Annotated in this window: 16 protein-coding genes and 1 pseudogene; 12 read left to right on the top strand and 5 right to left on the bottom strand. The window is 68.7% G+C overall.

Annotated elements, in window-relative coordinates:
- Positions 1-127: 127 nt before the first annotated feature.
- The 3 genes and pseudogenes from AAFF41_RS41120 to AAFF41_RS41130 all read right to left on the bottom strand — a co-directional run.
- A pseudogene (locus AAFF41_RS41120) lies at positions 128-958 on the bottom strand (carbohydrate ABC transporter permease); the annotation flags it as partial.
- A gap of 38 nt (positions 959-996) precedes the next feature.
- Positions 997-1,221 (bottom strand): hypothetical protein, encoded by a 225-nt coding sequence (locus AAFF41_RS41125; protein ID WP_218137252.1) that lies wholly within the window; start codon positions 1,219-1,221, stop codon positions 997-999.
- Positions 1,222-1,512: 291 nt separating this feature from the next.
- The gene (locus AAFF41_RS41130) at positions 1,513-2,502 is read right to left on the bottom strand and encodes a carbohydrate kinase family protein (protein ID WP_343325637.1); all 990 of its coding nucleotides are present in this window, start codon (positions 2,500-2,502) and stop codon (positions 1,513-1,515) included.
- A gap of 346 nt (positions 2,503-2,848) precedes the next feature.
- On the opposite strand from AAFF41_RS41130, the gene AAFF41_RS41135 reads away from it, so the two are divergent.
- The 10 genes from AAFF41_RS41135 to AAFF41_RS41180 all read left to right on the top strand — a co-directional run bounded on the left by AAFF41_RS41135 (position 2,849) and on the right by AAFF41_RS41180 (position 16,870).
- Positions 2,849-3,847: an aldo/keto reductase family protein gene (locus AAFF41_RS41135; protein ID WP_327137098.1), complete on the top strand. Its 999-nt coding sequence runs from the start codon at positions 2,849-2,851 to the stop codon at positions 3,845-3,847.
- A gap of 259 nt (positions 3,848-4,106) precedes the next feature.
- Positions 4,107-5,129 carry a LacI family DNA-binding transcriptional regulator gene (locus AAFF41_RS41140; RefSeq protein WP_343325638.1) on the top strand — a complete coding sequence of 341 codons (1,023 nt, stop codon included), beginning with the start codon at positions 4,107-4,109 and terminating at the stop codon, positions 5,127-5,129.
- A gap of 74 nt (positions 5,130-5,203) precedes the next feature.
- Positions 5,204-6,883 (top strand): ABC transporter substrate-binding protein, encoded by a 1,680-nt coding sequence (locus AAFF41_RS41145; RefSeq protein ID WP_319754033.1) that lies wholly within the window; start codon positions 5,204-5,206, stop codon positions 6,881-6,883.
- 82 nt (positions 6,884-6,965) lie between these two features.
- Positions 6,966-7,943 carry an ABC transporter permease gene (locus AAFF41_RS41150; RefSeq protein WP_093595270.1) on the top strand — a complete coding sequence of 326 codons (978 nt, stop codon included), beginning with the start codon at positions 6,966-6,968 and terminating at the stop codon, positions 7,941-7,943.
- Positions 7,944-7,957: 14 nt separating this feature from the next.
- Positions 7,958-8,878, top strand: coding sequence for an ABC transporter permease (locus tag AAFF41_RS41155; RefSeq protein WP_343325639.1), 921 nt, complete (start codon positions 7,958-7,960; stop codon positions 8,876-8,878).
- Between the two features lie 3 nt (positions 8,879-8,881).
- The gene (locus AAFF41_RS41160; protein WP_343325640.1) at positions 8,882-9,835 is read left to right on the top strand and encodes an ABC transporter ATP-binding protein; all 954 of its coding nucleotides are present in this window, start codon (positions 8,882-8,884) and stop codon (positions 9,833-9,835) included.
- Positions 9,832-10,866 (top strand): ATP-binding cassette domain-containing protein, encoded by a 1,035-nt coding sequence (locus AAFF41_RS41165; protein WP_343325641.1) that lies wholly within the window; start codon positions 9,832-9,834, stop codon positions 10,864-10,866. The genes AAFF41_RS41160 and AAFF41_RS41165 overlap by 4 nt, the downstream gene beginning before the upstream one ends.
- Complete coding sequence (locus AAFF41_RS41170; protein ID WP_343325642.1) at positions 10,863-12,395, top strand: glycoside hydrolase family 32 protein; 1,533 nt, start codon at positions 10,863-10,865, stop codon at positions 12,393-12,395. The genes AAFF41_RS41165 and AAFF41_RS41170 overlap by 4 nt, the downstream gene beginning before the upstream one ends.
- An 84-nt stretch (positions 12,396-12,479) precedes the next feature.
- The gene (locus tag AAFF41_RS41175; RefSeq protein ID WP_343325643.1) at positions 12,480-16,052 is read left to right on the top strand and encodes a glycoside hydrolase family 32 protein; all 3,573 of its coding nucleotides are present in this window, start codon (positions 12,480-12,482) and stop codon (positions 16,050-16,052) included.
- 161 nt (positions 16,053-16,213) lie between these two features.
- On the top strand, positions 16,214-16,870 hold the full coding sequence (locus AAFF41_RS41180; RefSeq protein ID WP_343325644.1) for a class I SAM-dependent methyltransferase: 657 nt from the start codon (positions 16,214-16,216) through the stop codon (positions 16,868-16,870).
- A gap of 489 nt (positions 16,871-17,359) precedes the next feature.
- Here AAFF41_RS41180 and AAFF41_RS41185 read toward each other — a convergent pair whose 3' ends face one another.
- Together AAFF41_RS41185 and AAFF41_RS41190 are read right to left on the bottom strand one after the other, a co-directional pair.
- On the bottom strand, positions 17,360-17,758 hold the full coding sequence (locus AAFF41_RS41185) for a DUF6234 family protein (RefSeq protein WP_267061833.1): 399 nt from the start codon (positions 17,756-17,758) through the stop codon (positions 17,360-17,362).
- 452 nt (positions 17,759-18,210) lie between these two features.
- Positions 18,211-18,510 (bottom strand): DUF6959 family protein, encoded by a 300-nt coding sequence (locus AAFF41_RS41190; protein WP_319754026.1) that lies wholly within the window; start codon positions 18,508-18,510, stop codon positions 18,211-18,213.
- Between the two features lie 339 nt (positions 18,511-18,849).
- On the opposite strand from AAFF41_RS41190, the gene AAFF41_RS41195 reads away from it, so the two are divergent.
- Together AAFF41_RS41195 and AAFF41_RS41200 are read left to right on the top strand one after the other, a co-directional pair.
- Complete coding sequence (locus tag AAFF41_RS41195) at positions 18,850-19,383, top strand: hypothetical protein (protein ID WP_343325645.1); 534 nt, start codon at positions 18,850-18,852, stop codon at positions 19,381-19,383.
- A 242-nt stretch (positions 19,384-19,625) separates the two neighbouring features.
- Positions 19,626-20,048, top strand: coding sequence for a DUF6193 family natural product biosynthesis protein (locus tag AAFF41_RS41200; RefSeq protein ID WP_343325646.1), 423 nt, complete (start codon positions 19,626-19,628; stop codon positions 20,046-20,048).
- Positions 20,049-20,219 lie beyond the last annotated feature (171 nt).

Genomic DNA, 20,219 nt, shown 5'->3' on the forward strand with positions numbered 1-20,219 from the left:
ACGAAGCCTTTCTAAGGGTGCGCTGAAGCACAGCGTGGGGGCAGAGAAGAGAGTGGGAGGGCCGGCGGGGCAGGCGTGCGCGCCTGCGGTCAGCCTTGACTCCGCTGGAGGCGATGCTGTTGACGAAGGCCCGCTGGAACGCCACGAACAGCGTGAGCACCGGCACGGTGATCATCGAGGCGTAGGCCATGATCTGGCCCCAGGAGGGGTTGAGCTGGAAGAAGTACTGGATGCCGACCATCACGGGCCGCAGGTTCTCGCTCTGGACGACCATCAGCGGCCACAGGTAGGAGTTCCAGGCCGGCAGGAAGGTCAGGATCGCCGCCGTGGCGATCGCCGGACTCGACAGCGGCATGACGATGCGCCGGTAGATCCCGAACCAGCCGGCCTCGTCGATGATGGCTGCTTCGTCGAGCTCCTTGGGGATGCTCTGGAAGTACTGGTGGAACAGGAAGACGGAGAAGGCGTTGGCCACGAAGGGCAGGACCTGCACCCGGTAGGTGTCCAGCCAGCCTTCCGTCAGGGCGAGGTGGAAACCGTTCACCTGAAGCCAGGGCAGCTGGTTGACCCACCAGACCAACGGCAGCGCGAAGGTCTCGAACGGCACGATCAGCGTCGCGATGATCGCGGCGAGCACGACCTTCTTGCCGCGCCGGCGCATCCGGGACAGGGCGAACGCCGCGAGGCTGTTGACGAAGATGCCCAGCACCACGGTCACCGCGGAGATCCCGATGGAGGTAATCAGGAACCGGGCAGCGGGAACCCGGTCGAATACCCCGGTGTAGTTGTCCAGGGACAGGTGGCCGACCGGCAGGAACGCCTTGATGCTGTCCAGGTCGCTGAAGATCTGCTGGTCCGGCTTGAGCGACGACACCAGCATGAACACGATCGGGAAGGCCAAGAACAGCGCGAGCACGATGCGCGCCGCCTGCAGGACGAGCGAGCGCAGCAACGGCATCCGGCGGCGGTCCGGGCGCGGAGGATGCGGAGGCCATGTCAGTCCTTCTCCCGGGTGAGGAAGCGCTGGATCAGGGAGACCGCCAGCACCAGAACGAAGAAGACGAGGGAGATCGCGGACGCGTACCCGGTCTGCTGCTGCCCGTATCCGGTCTGAACGGCCTGGTAGACAACCGTGGTGGTGGAGTCCAGCGGCCCGCCTTGCGTCATCACGTTGATCTGCGCGGACAGGCTGAACGCGGCGATGGTGATGGTGATGAGCACGAAGTGCGCGTGGAGCGCAGGCCGGGCCAGGTCACGTAGCGGAAGCGGACCCAGCGGGTGGCGCCGTCGATGTCGGCGGCCTCGTACAGGTCCTGCGGGGATGGTCTGCCGACATGCTCGATGGACACAGCAAGATCCGCGACGTGAGGTGCCAGTCGCTGCCGCAGGTCCTGGAACCGATCGGGCCAGCGGGGGTCGTAGTCACTGACCATGATCACGTGTGTCATGTCGGCAGTCTTGTAGGGTCACAAGGGCCTTTGGCAGTCATGGCGCGGGAACGGGCATGTGCGTTCAGACGTGGAACAGGAGCCGTTCGACGCCGGCTTTCAGCGCCGCTTCGTCCGCCCAGGGCGGGTTTGCGCCGGGGACGGAGCAGGTCTGGGCGGCGACGCAGGCAGCGAAGGCGCAGGCTTGGGTGACGTCTTCGAGGCTCAGCGCTTCGAGCCGGCCGCCGAGGTGGCCGAGGGCGGTGAGACGGTGCAGCAGACCTGCGGTGAAGGAGTCCCCGGCGCCGACAGTGTCGGCGACGTCGACGGCCGGGGCCGGGACGGTGACGCGGAGGCCGTCGAGGGAGGCGAGAGCGCCGCGTGAGCCGAGGGTGATGACGACGAGGCGCGCGCCGGCGGCGTGCCAGGTGTCGCACGCCTCTTCGGGGCCGACGCCGGGGAGGAGCAAGCCGAGGTCGTCCTCGCTGAGGCGGAGGATGTCGGCGAGGGCGCACCAGCGTGGGAGCCGTTCCCGGTAGGCGGAGGGCGGTACGAGCAGGGGGCGGACGTTGGGGTCGATGGACACGGTGACGTGTTCGCGTGCCTTGGCGAGGTGGTCCTCGATGCGGCTGCCGCCGGGTTGGCGTATCAGTGCCAGGGAGCCGGTGTGCAGGCAGACGGTGCCGTCGTGCGAGGTGTCGGCGAGTTCGTCGGCGGTCCACTGCCAGTCGGCGGCGCTGTCGGCGTAGAACGTGTAGGTGGCCTGGCCGGTCTCGTCGAGGGCGGCGACGGCGAGGGTGCTGGGCTCGGGGGCGGTGACGCTGCCGCTCAGGTCGACACCGGAGTCGCTGAGGCGGTTACGGAAGAGCGTGCCGAAGACGTCATGGGAGAGCCGCGCGAGGAAGCGGGTGGGGGTGCCGAGCCGGGCGAGGGCGACGGCGGTGTTGGCGGGGCCGCCTCCCGGCAGGACGCGCAGGGCGAGTTCCCCCGGGCCGGACAGGGCGGGGGCGGTGAAGGCGTCCGCGACGCACTCACCGAGAACGGTGACACCGCTGGGTGACTCGAGTCGAGCCATGGTGACGGTCTGCCTCTCTGGGAAAGCGCGCGGAGCTGCCGCGATCCGCGCGTGGGTTTCGGCCGGTGCCCGGCGGGCCGGGCGTACGTACGGGCGAAGGACACCGGGCGGTGGCCTGATACAGCCCATGTCTAGGCATTGACATGCGGTGCGAAACGCCCGTAACTTCCTCGCAACCTAGCACTAACGCGCGTTATTAAAGCGCGAAACTGGAGGCATTGTCACGCCTCCGCCGGCCGAAGGGGACGGGAAGTGGCCACGGTAGGGACAAGCCGTGTGGCCATGAGCGAGGTGCGGGTGCCTTGCTGACCACGGTCTCCTTCGTCCTCAGAAAGGGACACCGAACATGGACTATCGCCATCTGGGCGGCAGCGGCATGCTGGTCAGCGCCATCGCCTACGGGAACTGGGTCACCCACGGCTCGCAGGTCGACCAGGACGCGGCCACGGCCTGTGTACGCGCCGCTCTCGACGCCGGCATCACCACCTTCGACACCGCTGACGTGTACGCGGAGACCCGGGCGGAGGAGGCACTGGGCGCCGCCCTCAAGGGCGTGCGCCGTGAGGGTGTCGAGATCTGCACCAAGGTGTACTTCCCGACCGGGCCGGGGAAGAACGACCGCGGTCTGTCCCGCAAGCACATCATGGAGTCGATCAACGGCTCGCTGCGCCGCCTGGGCACGGACTACGTGGACCTGTACCAGGCTCACCGCTACGACTACGCCACTCCGCTCGAGGAGACGATGGAGGCCCTCGCCGATGTCGTCCACGCGGGCAAGGCGCACTACATCGGCGTCTCGGAGTGGAAGCCGCAGGAGATCAGGGCCGCGGCGCAGCTGGCGCGGGAACTGAAGATCCGCCTGGTGTCCAACCAGCCGCAGTACTCCCTGCTGTGGCGCGTGATCGAGCCGGAGATCGTCCCGCTCTGCCAGGAGCTGGGCATCGGACAGATCGTGTGGTCCCCGCTCGCCCAGGGTGTGCTGACGGGCAAGTACAAGCCGGGGCAGCAACCGCCGTCCGGTTCCCGCGCCACCGACACGAACGGCGGCAGCGACGCGGTGGCCGGATGGATGCGCGACGAGGTCCTGACCAGGGTCCAGGAGCTGGTTCCTCTTGCTGCTGAAGCAGGCATGTCCCTGACGACGCTGAGCCTGGCGTGGGTGCTGCGCAACACGAATGTCTCGGCGGCCATCGTCGGAGCGTCCCGGCCCGAGCAGGTCGTCGAGAACGCCAAGGCTGCGGACGTCACGCTGGACGACGAATTGGTCAGGCGCGTGGACAAGATCCTCGATCCGGTCGTCGAGCGGGACCCCGAGCGCATCGACGTGTTCGTCGAGCGGCCGTGAGCCCGCAGCCGCCGGGGACACGGCGGCGAGTCCACAGCCATGCCGTTGCCCTGCGGGCCGCCCTCCCGAGGCGTCACCCAGCCTCCAGCGACGGCACCGAGAAGGCGTCTCATTCCCATCCTTCTTCGTTACCCGGCGATGTATTGACATGGCGCATAAGGCGGCCGTAACTTCCCAGCAATGCAGTAGTAACGCGCGTTATTAAAGCGCGAAACCGGAGGGGTCTCGGCGCACCTCCACCGACCGAAGGGGACTGAAAGTGGCCACCAACAAGACGCAGCGCGTGACCATGAGCGATGTGGCTCGCCGCGCGGGTGTCTCGCGGACCACGGTCTCCTTCGTCCTCAACGACAAGCCCGGCGCAACCATCCCTGACGAGACCCGTCGGCGGATCCTGGAGGCGATCGACGAGCTCGGCTACCGGCCCAACGCCGGGGCGCGGGCGCTGGCCGCCAACCGCAGCGGCTGGTTCGGTCTGATCACCGAGATCGTGACCGGCCCCTTCGCGGCGGAGGTGATCACGGGCGCGCAGAGCCGCGCCTGGGGTGACCGGAGGTTCCTGCTGATCGCCGCGAGCGAGGGCGATCCCGTGCAGGAGGCCGCCGCGCTCGACCAGATGCTGGAGCACCGCGTGGAAGGGCTGCTGTACGCCACGACCTGGCACCGGGCCGTCAGCCTGCCGAAGGCCGCCCGCGAGGTGCCGACGGTGCTCGTCAACTGCTACGACGCGGAAGGGGAGCTGCCGTGCATCCTGCCCGACGAGGTGTCCGGCGGATACAAGGCGACCCGCCGGCTCCTGGACGCCGGTCACACCCGCATCGGGTTCATCAACCTCGATCCGGCGATCCCGGCCGCCATCGGCAGGCGCGAAGGGTACGAGCGTGCTCTGCGCGAGTCCGGGATCACCCCCGCCCCCTCCCTCGTCATCCCCGGCTGGGCCACCGCCGACGGCGCCTACACCGCCGCCTGCGAACTGCTGGACCGCCCGGCAGCCGACCGGCCGACCGCGCTGTTCTGCGGAAACGACCGGATGGCGATGGGCGCGTACGACGCGATCAAGGAACGTGGGCTGCGCATCCCGCACGACGTGGCCGTGGTGGGGTTCGACAACCAGGAACTCATCGCCGCCTATCTGCGGCCGAAGCTGACGACGCTCGCCCTGCCCTTCGAAGCCATGGGCACCAAGGGCGTCGACATGCTCGCCGCTCTCGCAGCGGGGCAGCCGCTCGACACCCACCGGGTGACGATCGACTGCCCGCTGCTCGAACGCTCGTCGGTCTGACTGCGAATCAGTCCGCCGAGGAATCCCATCCCGTCTTCGTCCTGTGTGTTGAAGAGAGGAAAAGAGTCTCCATTATGGCACCCTCCATCGCCCCGCGGCGGCTTCGGCCCGCCCTGAGAGCGGTCACCGCGACCGCCGCCGCAGCCCTGGTCCTGTCCGCCTGCACGGGTGGCTCGGGCGCCGCCGGCGCCGGTGACACCTCCGGCAACCAGCTGCTCACCATCCCGCGCGAGGATCTGGCGACGTTCACGCGCAACTTCAACCCGCTCTCCCCGCAGGCCGCCCCCATGACCCTCCAGGCGGTCTACGAGCCGCTGGCGGTACACAGCATGGCCGACGCCAAGGACACGCCGTGGCTGGCCACCAAGTGGGAGCAGGCCAAGGACGGCAAGTCCCTCACCTTCACGCTGCGCGACGGCGTGAAGTGGTCGGACGGCCAGGCGCTCACCGCCGACGACGTCGTCTACACCTTCGAGCTCCAGAAGAAGGTGCTCGGTGGCTTCGACTACCTCGACAAGGTCACCGCGGTCGACGCCCACACGGTGAAGTTCTCTTTCAACAAGGCGTTCTCAACCGCCTTCTACGAGATCAGCGGCCACTACATCCTGCCGAAGCACATCTGGTCCAAGGTGAAGGACCCGGCGAAGTTCACCAACCCGAACCCGGTCGGCACCGGCCCGTACACCAAGATCGAGAAGTTCCAGAGCCAGTCGTACGAGCTGCGCAAGAACCCCGACTACTGGCAGCCGGACAAGCAGCAGATCGCCGGCATCCAGATGCTCGCCTTCTCCGGCAACGACAGCGCCAACGTCGCCTTCACCAACGGCGAGGTGGACTGGACGCAGTCGTTCATCCCGGACATCGAGAAGTCCTTCGTCGCCAAGGACAAGAAGCACAACCACTACTGGTTCCCGGCCACCGGCGCCATGATCAACTGGCAGTTGAACACCACCAAGGCGCCGTTCAACGACCCGGCCGCGCGCAAGGCGCTCAGCATGGCGGTAGACCGCGACCAGATCACCAAGGTCGCGATGAACGGCTACGCCGAACCCGCCGACTGCACGGGCCTGGCCCACACCTACGACAAGTGGCGTGACACGTCGCTGGCCGCCTCCTGCACCTGGACGAAGTACGACACCGACGCGGCAGCCAAGGCCCTGGATGCGGCCGGCTATAAGGAGAGCGGCGGCAAGCGGAAGCTGAAGAACGGCAAGGACTTCACCCTCGACATCTCCGTCGGCTCCGCCTCCTCCGACTGGATCTCGGTCGCCAACATCATCAAGCAGGACCTCGCGAAGGTCGGCATCACCGCCACCGTGAAGACGCCCGACTGGTCGGCGGTCTCGTCCTCGTACAACACCGGCACCTTCGACACCGGCATCGTGTGGAGCAACAACGGCGCGACCCCGTACGAGTACTACCGCGGCGTGATGTCGACCAAGATGGTGCAGCCGGTCGGCAAGCAGGCCACGGAGGACTACCACCGCTTCGGCGACAAGAAGGCCGACAAGCTCATCGACGCCTTCGCCGCCGCCACGGACGAGAGGACGCAGCGCGAGCAGACGAACGGCCTGCAGGAGCTGTACAACAAGGACGCGCCCGTCGTCCCGCTGTTCACCGGCCCCGAGTGGGGCGCGTACACGGACGCCCGCTTCACCGGCTGGCCCACCGAAGAGAACCCGTACGCCACCCTCGGCAACCGCAACGGCAGCACGATCCTCGTGCTCACGTCGCTGAAGCCCGTCAAGAGCTGACGCACGGATCGGCGGCCGTCCTCCTCCCCGGACGGCCGCTCCCCACCGCACCCCCGCACCCCCTACGACAGGAGCACGACCCGTGCGTCTCATCCTGCGCAACCTGGGGTTCTATCTGCTCGCCTTCTGGGCCTCCCTCACCCTGAACTTCGTGCTCCCGCGCTTCATGCCGGGCGACCCGGTCTCCCGGATGTTCGCGCAGGCCCAGGGCACGATGCAGCCCGACCAGATAGCCCAGTTGCGGAAACTCTTCGGCCTCGACCACCGCCCCCTGTGGGAGCAGTACCTCAGCTACATCAAGAGCGTCTTCACCGGCGACCTCGGCATCTCCATCACCCGCTTCCCCACCCCGGTCACCGACGTGATCGGCTCGCAGATCGGCTGGACCCTGCTCCTCGGTGGCGTCGCGCTCGTCATCGCGGCCGTGCTCGGCAACCTGCTCGGCATCGTCGCCGCCTGGCGACGCGGCGGCGTCCTCGACTCCGCCTTCCCGCCCCTGCTGATCTTCGTCGGCTCGTTCCCCTACTTCTGGCTGGCCATGGGCGCGCTGTACCTGTTCGGGGTGAGCCTCGGCTGGTTCCCCATGCGGCACGCCTACGACGTCGGACTGACCCCCGGCTTCAACGGCGAATTCCTCTCCAACGTCGCCACCCACCTGGTGCTGCCCGCGCTGACCATCGTGCTGGTCTCCATCGGCGGCTGGATGCTCGGCATGCGCAACACCATGATCGCCACTGCGGCCGAGGACTACATCACCATGGCCGAGGCGAAGGGGCTCAGCCCCTCGCGGATCATGTTCCGCTACGCCGCCCGCAACGCGCTGCTCCCCTCCGTCACCAACTTCGGCATGGCGCTCGGCTTCGTCGTCGGCGGCGCGCTGCTCACCGAGGTCGTGTTCGCCTACCCCGGCATCGGCTACCAGCTGCTGATGGCCGTCCAGGGCCTGGACTACCCGCTGATGCAGGGCATCTTCCTGACGATCACGGCGGCGGTGCTGATCGCGAACTTCCTCGTCGACCTCGTCTACGTCCGCCTCGACCCGCGCGTCCGCGTCCGCTGAAGGGGGCTGCCGACATGACCGCCATCGAGATCGCGACGGCCACCACGCCGACCGCCCCCGCACGCACGTCCCGCCGGCGCGGACTGGTGCGCCAGCTCATCGACAGCAAGAAGGCGCTGACCGGGCTGATCCTGCTCGCCGTCTTCGCGCTGCTGGCCCTGCTCGCTCCCGTTCTCGCACCGGGCGACCCGTCGCTCATCAACTCCACGGGCAGCCAGGCCCCCTCGACCGCACACTGGCTCGGTACGACCGCCAAGGGACAGGACGTGCTCGCCCTCACCCTGTGGGGCGCGCGCAGCTCCCTCTTCGTCGGGTTCACCGTGGGCCTCGTGGCGACCGCGGTCGCCATCCTCGTCGGCCTGGCGTCCGCGTACTTCGGCCGCATCGTGGACGACGCGCTGACCCTGGTCACCAACATCTTCCTGCTGCTGCCTGGCCTGCCGCTGCTCATCATCCTGGCCGCGTTCCTGCCGCCCGGGACCTCCACCGTGATCCTGGTGCTCGTCGTCACCGGCTGGGCGGGCTCGGCCCGGGTCCTGCGGGCGCAGGCCAAGTCGATCCGCGGCAAGGACTTCGTGGCCGCGGCCGTCGTCACCGGGGAGCGCCCGCTGCGGATCATGTTCCGCGAGATCCTGCCGAACATGGCGTCCGTGGTGATGACCACGCTGCTCGGCTGCGTGATCTTCGGCATCGGCGCCCAGGCCGGCCTGGAGTTCCTCGGCCTCGGCGACAGCAGCGTCGTCAGCTGGGGCACCAACCTGTACTGGGCCAGCAACGACGGCGCGCTGATGACCGGCACGTGGTGGGCCTTCATCCCCTCCGGACTGTGCATCGCCTTCGTCGCCTTCGCGCTCGCGCTGGTCAACTACGCGGTCGACGAGATCACCAACCCGAGGCTGCGCAACCGCCGTGCCCGACGTGAGAGGAGGGGCTGAGCCATGGAACCCGTACTTGAGGTGAACGGCCTGCACGTCGAATACCGCAGCGACGGACGCACCGTCGTGGGCGCCGACGACGTCTCCTTCTCCATCGGCGCCGGAGAGATCTTCGGCCTCGCCGGGGAGTCCGGCTGCGGCAAGTCGACCATCGCCAACGCCGTGATGCGGCTGCTGAAGCCCCCGGCGGAGATCACCGCCGGCAGCATCCGCTTCCAGGGCGGAGACGTCCTCGCCCTGGACCCACGGGAGCTGCGCGCCTTCCGGTGGCGGGAGATCGCCATGGTCTTCCAGTCGGCGATGAACTCCCTCAACCCCGTCCTGACCATCGGCGAGCAGATCGTCGACATCTTCACCACCCACGAGAAGCTCAAGAAGCGGCTCGCGCGGGAGCGGGCCGGCGAGCTGCTTCAGCTGGTCGGCATCGACCCGGGAAGGCTGAAGGCGTACCCGCACCAGCTCTCCGGCGGCATGCGCCAGCGCGTGGTCATCGCCATGGCCGTCGCACTCCACCCCCGGCTGCTGATCATGGACGAGCCGACCACCGCGCTCGACGTGGTCGTGCAGCAGGAGATCATGGCGCAGATCCGCGACCTCCAGCGGGAGCTGGGCTTCTCCATCCTCTTCATCACCCACGACATGTCCCTGATGATCGAGCTGTCGGACCGCATGGGCGTGATGTACGGCGGACGGATCGTCGAACTCGCCAACGCCAAGGACCTGTTCGCGGGGCCGCTCCACCCCTACACCGAGGCGCTGATGAACGCCTTCCCGCCGCTGACCGGCCCGCGCCAAGAGCTCACCGGCCTCTTCGACGCCCCGCGCACCGCCGACAGTTGCGGCTTCCACGTCCGCTGTCCCGAGGACCGCTCGGACTGCTCCATGAACATCCCCGACCTACGCGAGATCGCCCCCGGCCGGTGGGTGGCCCAGAGTGCCCAGGGAGCCCCGCGATGACCCAGCCCCTGCTGTCCGTACGCGGTCTGACCAAGGACTTCCAGGTCGGCACCGTCTTCTCCCGGCGCCGCGTCCGAGCCGTCAACGACGTCTCCTTCGACCTGCCGGCCGGACGGATCACCGCCCTGGTCGGCGAGTCCGGCAGCGGCAAGTCCACCATCGCCCGCTGCCTCGCCCGCCTCGAACAGCCCTCCGCCGGACAGGTACTGCTCGACGGCCAGGACATCCTGCGCACCGAGCCGCGCCGGGCATCACGGGTGTACCGCCGCAAGGTCCAGATGGTCTTCCAGGACCCCTTCGGCTCACTCAACCCCGTGCACCGCATCGAGCACTTCCTCACCCGCGCCCTCGTCCTGCACGGCCGCCACGCCACCCCCGAGGCGCTGCGCGAGCTGATGACGACGGTCGGCCTGACCGAGGACATGCTCCAGTCCTACCCGCACGAGCTCTCCGGCGGCCAGCGTCAGCGCGTCTCCATCGCGCGCGCGTTGGCGGTGGAACCGCGCCTCATCCTGGCCGACGAACCGACGTCGATGCTGGACGTCTCCGTGCGTGTCGGCGTGCTCAACCTGATGCGGCGCCTGCGCGACGAGCGGAACATCGCCATGCTCTACATCACCCACGACCTGGGCTCCGCCCGCTACCTCGCGGACACCACCATGGTCATGTTCGCCGGCGAACTCGTCGAGGGCGGCGACGCACTGGCCGTCATGGACGCCCCCGCCCACCCCTACACCCGCCTACTGCTGTCCGCCGTACCCGACCCCGAACGGGCCGGCAGCTACGACCCCGTCGAACGAGCCAAGCTCCGCGAGGCGATCCTCCACCCCACGTCCTGCCCCTACGGCGACGACGGCGCGTGCAGTCGCACCGAGCCCGTCCGCCACATCGTCGGCGAGAACGACGGACAGCCCCACTGGGTGCGCTGCCATCTGCGCGCACCCGCCTCCGACATCGCCCGCCGCGTCCTGAAGGCCACCGACCGGCCGGACGGCGAGGCCACCGAGGAAGCGGAGACCACCGCCGCATGACCCACGACCTCACCCTCCCCTCCGGCACTCCCGTCGCCGAGGGGCTGGCCGAACGCGCCCTGCGCGACCCCCACCGCCCCCGCTTCCACTTCACCTCGCCCGGCGGCTGGCTCAACGACCCCAACGGGCTGAGCCACTGGAACGGCGTCTACCACCTCTTCTACCAGTACAACCCGCTCGCCGCCGCCCACCACCGCATCCACTGGGGCCACGCCACCAGTACCGACCTCGTGCACTGGGCCGATGAGCCGGTCGCCCTGGTGCCAGGCTCGGACGGCCCGGACCGCGATGGCTGTTGGTCCGGTGTCCTGGTGGACGACGCGGGAGTGCCCACGCTCGTCTACTCGGGCAGGCACGGCGAGCATGAACTCCCGTGCGTGGCCAGGGGATCGGCGGATCTGAGGTACTGGACCAAGGACCCGGCCAACCCGGTCATCACCGCCCCGCCCGAGGGCGTCGACATCACGGCTTTCCGCGACCACTGCGTCTGGCGGGAGGGCCAGGTGTGGCGCCAGCTGGTGGGCTCGGGCATCCGGGGCGTCGGCGGAACGGCCTTCCTGTACGAATCCGACGACCTGCGCAGTTGGCGCTACGTCGGCCCCCTGCTGACCGGCGACGCCTCGCAGAATCAGGGCGAGCTCGACTGGACCGGCACGATGTGGGAGTGCGTCGACCTCTTCCGGCTCGGCGAGGACGAGGAGGCCGGCAGCACCGACGTGCTGGTCTTCTCCGCCTGGGACGAGGGCACCACCCACCACCCCCTGTACTGGACCGGCCGCTACCAGGGCGACACCTTCAACCCGACCGCCCTCCACCGCCTCGACTACGGCGGACGCTACTTCTACGCCCCCCAGTCCACTCGCGACGAGCACGGCCGCCGCATCATGTTCGGCTGGCTCCAGGAGGGACGAACGGACGAGGCGAACGCGCAGGCCGGCTGGTGCGGCGTGATGTCCCTGCCGAGGGTCGTCACGCTCGCCACGGACGGCGGCCTGCATCAGGCCCCGGCGCCGGAGCTGACCGAGCTGCGGCGGGAGCGCGTAGAGGTGGCTCCGGGCCGGCAGGCCGACCGGTACACCCGGCTGCCCGCCGTGCGCGGGGACCAGCTGGACATCGAGACGACCCTGCGTCTCGCTCCCGGAGCGACCGCCCGGCTCGTGGTCCGCGAGACACCGGACGGCGCGGAACGCACGGTCGTGGAGGTGAGCAGGGCGCAGGACGGAACGGGCGGCACCCTCCTCCTGCGCCGCGAGACCAGCAGCCTCGACCCGACGGTCGACACCGAACCCCGTTACGGCGAACTGCCGTTGGGCACCAACGGGCGGGTCGACCTGCGCGTCCTCGTCGACCACTCCGCACTGGAGGTCTTCGCCAACGGGCGTGCCCTCACCGCCCGCATCTACCCCACCCGCCCGGACGAGGCCGTCGGCGTCGGTATCGGCGCCGACGGCGACGTGGCGCTGGAGCGGTTCGACGCCTGGCAGATGGCGTCGGGCTTCACCAACGGACCCCGGCCGCTCTGGCCGTGACGGTCTTACACACGGCCACGGCCCGCGGGGTGGACGTCCCCCCGGGCCGTGGCCCACCCTCCCCTGCTCTCCTCAGGAGCTGCCATGAGCGTGTCCCGCCGTACCCTCCTGCTCGCCGGAGGAACCGCCGCCACCCTGCTGCCTCTCGGAGGCATCCTCCCCGCAGCACAGGCCGCCACCCCGAGCGCCGCCGGAGCGACCCCCGCCGCCACCCCGATTCCCGACCCCATCCCCGTCACCGGCACCTGGACCCTCACCTCCGACGGCGGCCAGAAGGCGACCGCCGGCCGTCGCGGGCCCGCCCTCGCCCTGTCCGAGCAGCAACTCGCGGCCAAGGGCACCTACGCGGCCCGCGTCACGCCCCAATCCTCTTCCGCCGTAGGCGCGTTGGTGTTCCGGGCAGCCCTGGACGGCTCGACCGGATACGCGGTCGCCCTCGACCCCGGCCGCGCCCGCATACGGCTCTACGACCTGACCGGCGGCGACACACTCGCCACCGCTCCACTTCCGGGCGCGCGGACCGCAAGACCCTATGACCTCGAAGTGGCGGTCGACGGACCCGAGCTGACGGTGCATGTCGACGGCAAGCGGCTCCTCCACACCGAGGACCACCGCCACGACACCGGCTCGGTGGGCCTGCTCGCCCAGGGCGGCACCGTCACCTTCGGCCCGCCCTCCGTCTCCGCCGTCACCACCAACCTCACCGGCTGGACCACAAGCGGCGGCACCTGGACGGCGACCCCGCTGGGCTGGCGCGCGGACCCGTCCCAGGGAACCACCACCCGCGCCGTCACCACGACCCAGGCATACGACACCGCGCTGCAGGCCGACCTGCTCCTGCACGACACCTCCGCGGTCGCCGAACTGCTGGTGCGTACCGACGAGGCGGCCACCCGCGGCTACGGCGTCCAAGTAGACCCGGGTCACAGCAGGCTGAGGCTCTACCGCATCGACGGGAACGTCACCCTCGGCACGTACGCGACCGCCATCGAGGCCGACGCGGTCTACCGCCTGCGCGTCGAAGCCGAGGGCACCGAACTGCGCGTGCACTGGCAGACCAACTTCCTCTCTCCCGACGGCTACAGCCCCGTCATCACCGCCCAGGACTCGACCCACACGACGGGCCGACTCGCCGTCAGGGCGTCGGCCGGCGCGGTGTCCTTCGAGAACATCGCCGCCGCGGACCTCGTCACCAGCGTCCAAGGCTGGACGGCCCGCTCCGGCACCTGGACCCCCGACCTGCGCGGCATCCGCGGCGAGAACGGCCTGCGGACGGCTCCCTTCACCGACGGCGACCTGGTGGCGAGAGCCGACATCACCCCGGCCGGCACCTCGTCCTCGGCCGGTCTCGTCCTGCGCGCGTCCGCGAACGGCTCCGGCGGCTACGAGGCCCGCCTGGAAGCCGACCGGAACGCCGTCGTCCTGCTGGACCGCTCATCCGGCGCCCGCCTCGCCTCCGCTTCCGGCCCGGTCCGGCGCATCGCGTCCGGCGGCACGTACCGCGTCGAGGCCCGCGCGACGGGCAGGACGATCGAGGTGTACGTGGACGGCGTACGGGCGCTGAAAACCCGCGTGTCCCGCACCAGGGCCGCCACCGTCGGCACCACGGCCGCGCACGGGGCGTCGTACTTCCAGAACGTCGAGGTCCGCGGCACCGCCGACTACTTCACCGAGCCGTACCGCCCCACGTACCACTACTCCCAGCTCAGCGGCTCCACCAGCGACCCCAACGGCCTGGTCCACTACGACGGCGAATACCACCTCTTCCACCAGGACCAGGGCCGCTGGGCACACGCGGTCAGCATCGACCTCGTCCACTGGCAGGCCCTGCCGATCGCCCTGCCCTGGAACGAGTACGGCAACTGCTGGTCGGGCTCGGCGATCGTCGACGCCGACGACACCTCCGGCCTCTTCGACGGCGGCTCGGGCCTGATCGCGTACTACACCAGCTACCACCCGGACAAGCCGGGCGGAAACGCCAGCGTGCGCATCGCCTACAGCAAGGACAAGGGCCGCTCCTGGCAGTGGCACGGCGGATCGGCCCCGACCATTCAGAACCCGGGCGGCCCCGACGCCGGCTGGACGTTCCGCGACCCGAAGGTCATCCGCGACGAGGCCCACGACCAGTGGCTGATGGTGGTCTCCGGCGGCGACCACGTCCGCTTCTTCACCTCAACCGACCTGCTCACCTGGACCCAGGTCAGCTCCTTCGGTTACGGCGACTGGGTCACGCCGGGCGTCTGGGAGTGCCCCGACTTCTTCCCGCTCCGGGTCGACGGCGACGAGAACCGCGTCAAGTGGGTCCTCACCCTGAGCACGGGCGCCGTACGCGCCACGAACGGCTCGGCCGCCCAGTACTTCACCGGCGACTGGAACGGCATCAGCTTCCGCCCTGACCAGAGCGCCGGCGCGACCTTGCGCGCGGACTCCGGCCGCGACTACTACGCCGCCATGTCCTACTACGGCCTGGTCGACGGCCGCCGCGTCTGGCTCGGCTGGATGAGCAACTGGGACTACCCCTTCAGCGCCCCGACCGGCGCGTGGAACGGCCAGCTCAGCATCCCGCGGGAACTGACCCTCACGGACACCGCCGACGGCGTACGCCTGGCGCAGCGCCCGATTCCGGAGCTGTCCGCTCTGCGCACGTCCACCACGACCCGCAAGGACCTCTCCGTCAGCCCCGAATCCGCGAACCCGCTCGCGGGTGTGACGGGCATCGCCTACGAAATCGAGGCCGAGATCACCCTCGGCACCGCCACGGAGATCGGCTTCAAGCTCCGCGCCGACGACGACCAGCACACGACGGTCGGATACGACGCCGAGGCGAACCAACTCTTCGTGGACCGGTCGGAAGCGGGCCTGAGCGACTTCACCCAGTACTTCGCGGGCCGCACGACCGCAGCGATGAAGCCGGCCAGCGGCCGGGTGACCCTGCGCGTGTACGTCGATTCGTCATCGGTCGAGGCATTCGGCGCAGACGGCCAGGCCGCCGTGACAAGCCTGATCTTCCCCTCCCCGGCCGCCGACAGCATGGCCTTCTACACCAAGGGCGGCACCGCGCACATCGAGTCGCTCACGGTGCACCGGCTGGAGGGCACCTACCGCCTCGTGGACCAGGTGAAGCCGCTGGTGGCCACCTCGACCGGCGGTGAATTCCGCTCGGACCTCGGCAACTTGACGATCACCCCCGCCGGTCGTTGGTCGACGGACAGCGCAGGCCGCACCGGAACCTTCGACCAGGACTCCAACGCGATCTCAGCGCGCACGGCGACGGACCTGGACCTCACCACCCTGGTCCGGCTCGGCGGCCCCGCCCCGGACACAGGCGGCGCCCTCTCCCTCCTCTGGCGCGCCTCCTCCGACGGCACCAACGCCTACTGCCTCAACATCGACCCCGACCTACGGGTGATCCGCCTGGTCGCCAAGGCCAACGGCTTCTTCGACGACGGCGCCGCCCTCGCGCGCGTCCCGGCCCTGGTCCGCCGCGGCACCACGTATCCGGTCCGCATCCTGGCCCAAGGCGACCGCATCCAGGTGTTCCTCAACGGCGAGCAGATCATCAACGTGACGGACACGACGTACACCAACGGACACATCGGCCTCAACGTGTTCGGAGGGAGGGCGGCGTACCAGGACGCGTACGCGAAGGAGCTCTGATCTCTGGTCAGGGCGACCAGCGACAATGACCGCGGAGGCTCCATCCCCGGTACCGGGCGTGGAGCCTCCGCGAGCTGGACGGGCAATCCGCTGCGGGCATGCGGGCCCTCTCCCCGAGCTGCGAGATCGCCCTTCAATGCCCTACTTGATGGACTGAGTGGATGAAGATTCTGTCGCCTCGCGCGCTGCGGGCTCTTGAACAGTTCAATGCCGCCTACCCCTGGGATCACAACGCCCACTACCACCGCTGGATCCTGCGGCAGCTGCCGAGACGCTTCAACCGGGCCCTGGACATCGGCTCTGGAAGCGGTGACCTCGCAAGGCTTCTGGTCGGCCGTGCTGCCGCCGTGAAGGGAATCGATTCCGATCCGGCGATCACCGCTCAGGCCCAGAAGCTGACTCCAGCTGCGCTCGCAGTGACTTTCACCGTCGCGGATGCGATGGCCGAGTTCCCCGCCGACTCGTACGACGTCATCACGTGCGTCGCCACAATCCACCACCTGCCGTTCACACAGGTGCTCACCTGTTTCCGCCGCCATCTGGCGCCGGGAGGAACCTTGGTGATCGTCGGACTGTCCCACGCTCAGACCCCTGTAGACCACCTGCTCGGCGCGCTCGCCATCCCGGCCAACGCCGCCATGGGCTGGCTGAAGAACAAGGGCCGTCCCTCGCCCCGGCCCGTCTCCATGACGGCCCCTACTCGCCCAGCGGACATGACCTTCGACGACATCGTCCGTGAAACCAGAAACGTACTTCCCGGCGCACGGCTGCGACGACGGCTGTTCTGGCGCTACACGCTCGTATGGCATCACCGCTGAGCGGTCCGCACCGATTCAGAGGGCGGGCGGGCAACTGGACGCGGGTGAGGCCGATCAGCGCGACACTGTGGATGCCCTCGCATGCAGCTACGCCCTCTGGACAAGGGCTGCGTGCGTGCGCGATGCGTGAGCGGACTGTCCGGCACGGGCCGTCATACGCTGGATGGGCGCCAAGCCGCATGGCGCTGACCAGGCGAAGCAGCACCACGAGGCAGTGTCGAGCACCACCCGGCGGGGATTCGATCCCACTCCTAAAGCGGGTGTCGCAGGTTCGAATCCTGCCGGGGCACAAGGGGAAAGGCCCCGGGCCGATCATGGTCCGGGGCCTTTGGCTGCACCAATTAACGGCAGTGGCCGGTCCAGGCTCACAACCCCACGTTTGGCGGTAGTACCCACGTGAACCTCGGTGGGTCCAAATGGCCAACTGGGGCATTGGTCGTCGATTACGTCAGTAACAGGCAACAGCGTGGCCCGCGCCGCTCGGCTGTATCAGCAGTTCGCGCTATAGCGGATGCACCCGGCTGGCGGGGCATGATCGTGATCCCACTGCTGCTGCACGTGCCCGAGCACCCCGGCGGCCAGGAGAGCCACCAGCAGGTGCGCGATCACCGTCCCGGGGGCACGGAAGAGTCCCGCGAGAACTGCCAGAATAAGTACGGTGACTAGCAGTACCCGCACCCTGCCCATGTACGCGAGGCTGGCCGTGTCGACTTGCGCTTGGTTGCCCTGCGCCGCCCATACCTCCATGCCGAGACCAAGCACCGAGTCCACCACCAGCCACGCGGTCTCCACCAGGAACAGCGGGATCGCGAGAGCAAGGTCCGGGCCCAGGGGTGTTCGGCGCGACCAGGGGCGTCGGCGTTCCGGCGCTAAAGCGGTCTTCGTCATGGCTGCATGGTGCCGAGACCGGTGGTGATGCGCATGAGTATGCGTACTCACCTCTTGCGGGGCGGAAAGGCGGCCAGGCAGGTGCAGTGCCGGGAAGGCTCCCGGCCCGACGTCGGCCGGCGGGCAATGCTGACCGAGGAGGACGCACCCCGGGCCCTGTCGAATGCGTGTCGAGGTATGGCCAACGGGGCGTCGCGGTGGGGGAGCGGTGCAGGTCAGAGGGAGTGCTCGGGGCGACGTACCGGGCGCCTTCTAAGCGCCTGGTCTCACAGCGCATGCCACAGCAGTGCCAGATAGAGCGGTCAACCACGGTCAACAGCGGCTCGCAACAGCTGAGATGTGCCGGTGACCTGCGAGCTCTTCAGAGCTAGGGTGACCTGCGCACCAGGGTCCTCCCTTGTCCCCGCCCTTACAAAGCAGCGATCCAGCCCTCAAAGGTCGGAGCCGTGCGGTCAGTACGGCCGCAGGATCTGGTGGGCATCCAGCGCGGCGGTGTACCGCGCCAGCAACTCGTCGAAGTCAGCCAGCAGAAGGCCGGCGGTTTCCCGTGCCCCGGCGAGGTCGCCCTGGTCGCAGGCTTCAAGGACTTCGGCAACTTCGCTGCGGATGACGGAGAGGGAGTCACCCTGGATCAAGACGCCGGGGAACCGGCGCGGAGGCAGGCGCACCACAGCGTTGTTCCCACCGTCCGTGAACAGCTCTGCCTCAACACGTTCCATCGCACCATCCAACCTGACATCACTAGCTGACATCAACGACGGCGTACACAGGCAGCCTTGAGCAACCGAACGCGCCCGACGAACGAGGACCTAAGAGCTCCAGGGCGGCTGTTGGATCGAACTTACAAGGCGGTTGTCCTCCCCCGTGGCCTATCCGTGGACAAGTAGCCGTTGAGCGGGTATGCGCAGCCCCGTGACCAGCACGTTGCGTATGAGGCGAAGGGGCCTTCGAAGCCGTGTGCGCAGGGCTGTTGGATCGGTGCAGGGTTCTTGCTGGCGCCGTAGTTGAGGGTCGTACGATCTGCTCACGCTCGTGATGGCACGGCGTGAAGCGGAGGATTCATGAGGCTTTTCAGGTGGGGACTCGCAGCCGTGGCCGCAGGGGTGAGCGTGCTGACCATGCCTCCCGGCACAGTCCAGACAGCAGCGGCGGCTTCCGTCAGTTCCAAACCGACCTGCGCATACGGCGAGATCACCGGTTCCGGCAACCTGTCGAAGATGCCAACCTCCACGAAGGCCGGACAGAACCTGGTCACGTACACCACCGTGCGCAACGCCAAATCGGCACCGCTTTCCGGGGTGTTCTTCGATTACCAGATGGTGCCGCCGAGTAACCGCAAGGGCGCGGCGCCCACCGTCTGGTGGAAGTTCAATGGTGGGTCGTGGCATCACTTGATCATGACTTGGCACCCGGCTACCCAGTCGTCCACCGCCCAGTGGGTCAGCGGTGACGCTGTCCTCGGGAACCTCCCCGGCTTTACCACCCACACGTTGGAGATGACCGTCGACTACCCCTCCGGCGCGACGCATGGGTTCTACGCCGGCACCCTCCTGGCGGGAGCGAAGACGTGCGGATACCAGCTCCTAGGAGTGATCACGGTAAGCACGGACTACCTGCCGCGGTAGACCACTTGCTGGTGCCCGATACAGCAGAGAAGTACAGCAACCTCCCCGACTGCAGCTGACCCGAGGCGCCCGTCAGCGGCCGAGTGACAACCTGTATGACCGCGAATGACCGTTCCCTCTAGAGCTACGGATCAGAAGGTGCCCGTGCCCGATCGTGCGGGGACCTCGGGGAATCACGGTGCCGAGCGGGCAACACTCAACGCGACGGCCCCCGACCCTTTTCACCTGTGCACAATTGCAGTGTGACCGACATCGTTGAAGCTGCCTGGCCCAAGATCCTGGCAACCGCCGGGGAGCACACCCGGCCGGAGGGTTTGCCGCTCCTGGGGCCGTTCACCAAGATGGTGCAGGTGGCCTACGCCGAGCCGCAGCTTCGTCAGCTCTGCCCGTGGGCGGGTATGTGGGAGCTGCACTTCAGCAGGTGCACGGGGTTCCGTCCCACCTGGGACATCCCCTACATCGGCACTCTGACGGACGGCCGGTACTACGTCGAGGGACCGCATCGCAACAGCCCGCGGATCGCCGAAACGGACAGCGCGCAGGCCGCCGTAGCCATGGTCATCGAGCGACTACCACCAGGCTGCGGTCCGGCCTTTGCGGGAACCGCCGAGGAGCTGGCGGCTTACGAGAGGAAGGCGGACCCGAGTGGGAGCAAGAGTCGATGAGTGCTCCGTGAGGCCGTCTCTGGGCCGATCCGACAGCAGCAGGTCGCAAAAGCCCGGAGATCACGCAGTTGTCAAGGTCGTCGCTCGGGGCTGACACCAACGCCTGACACCAACAGTGGCGAACGGCAGCGGTCCGCCAAGGATGGCAGCGGACAGCGGGTCGAGGTACGC

It is taken from the genome of Streptomyces mirabilis (assembly GCF_039503195.1).
Classification (GTDB): Bacteria; Actinomycetota; Actinomycetes; order Streptomycetales; family Streptomycetaceae; genus Streptomyces; species Streptomyces mirabilis_D.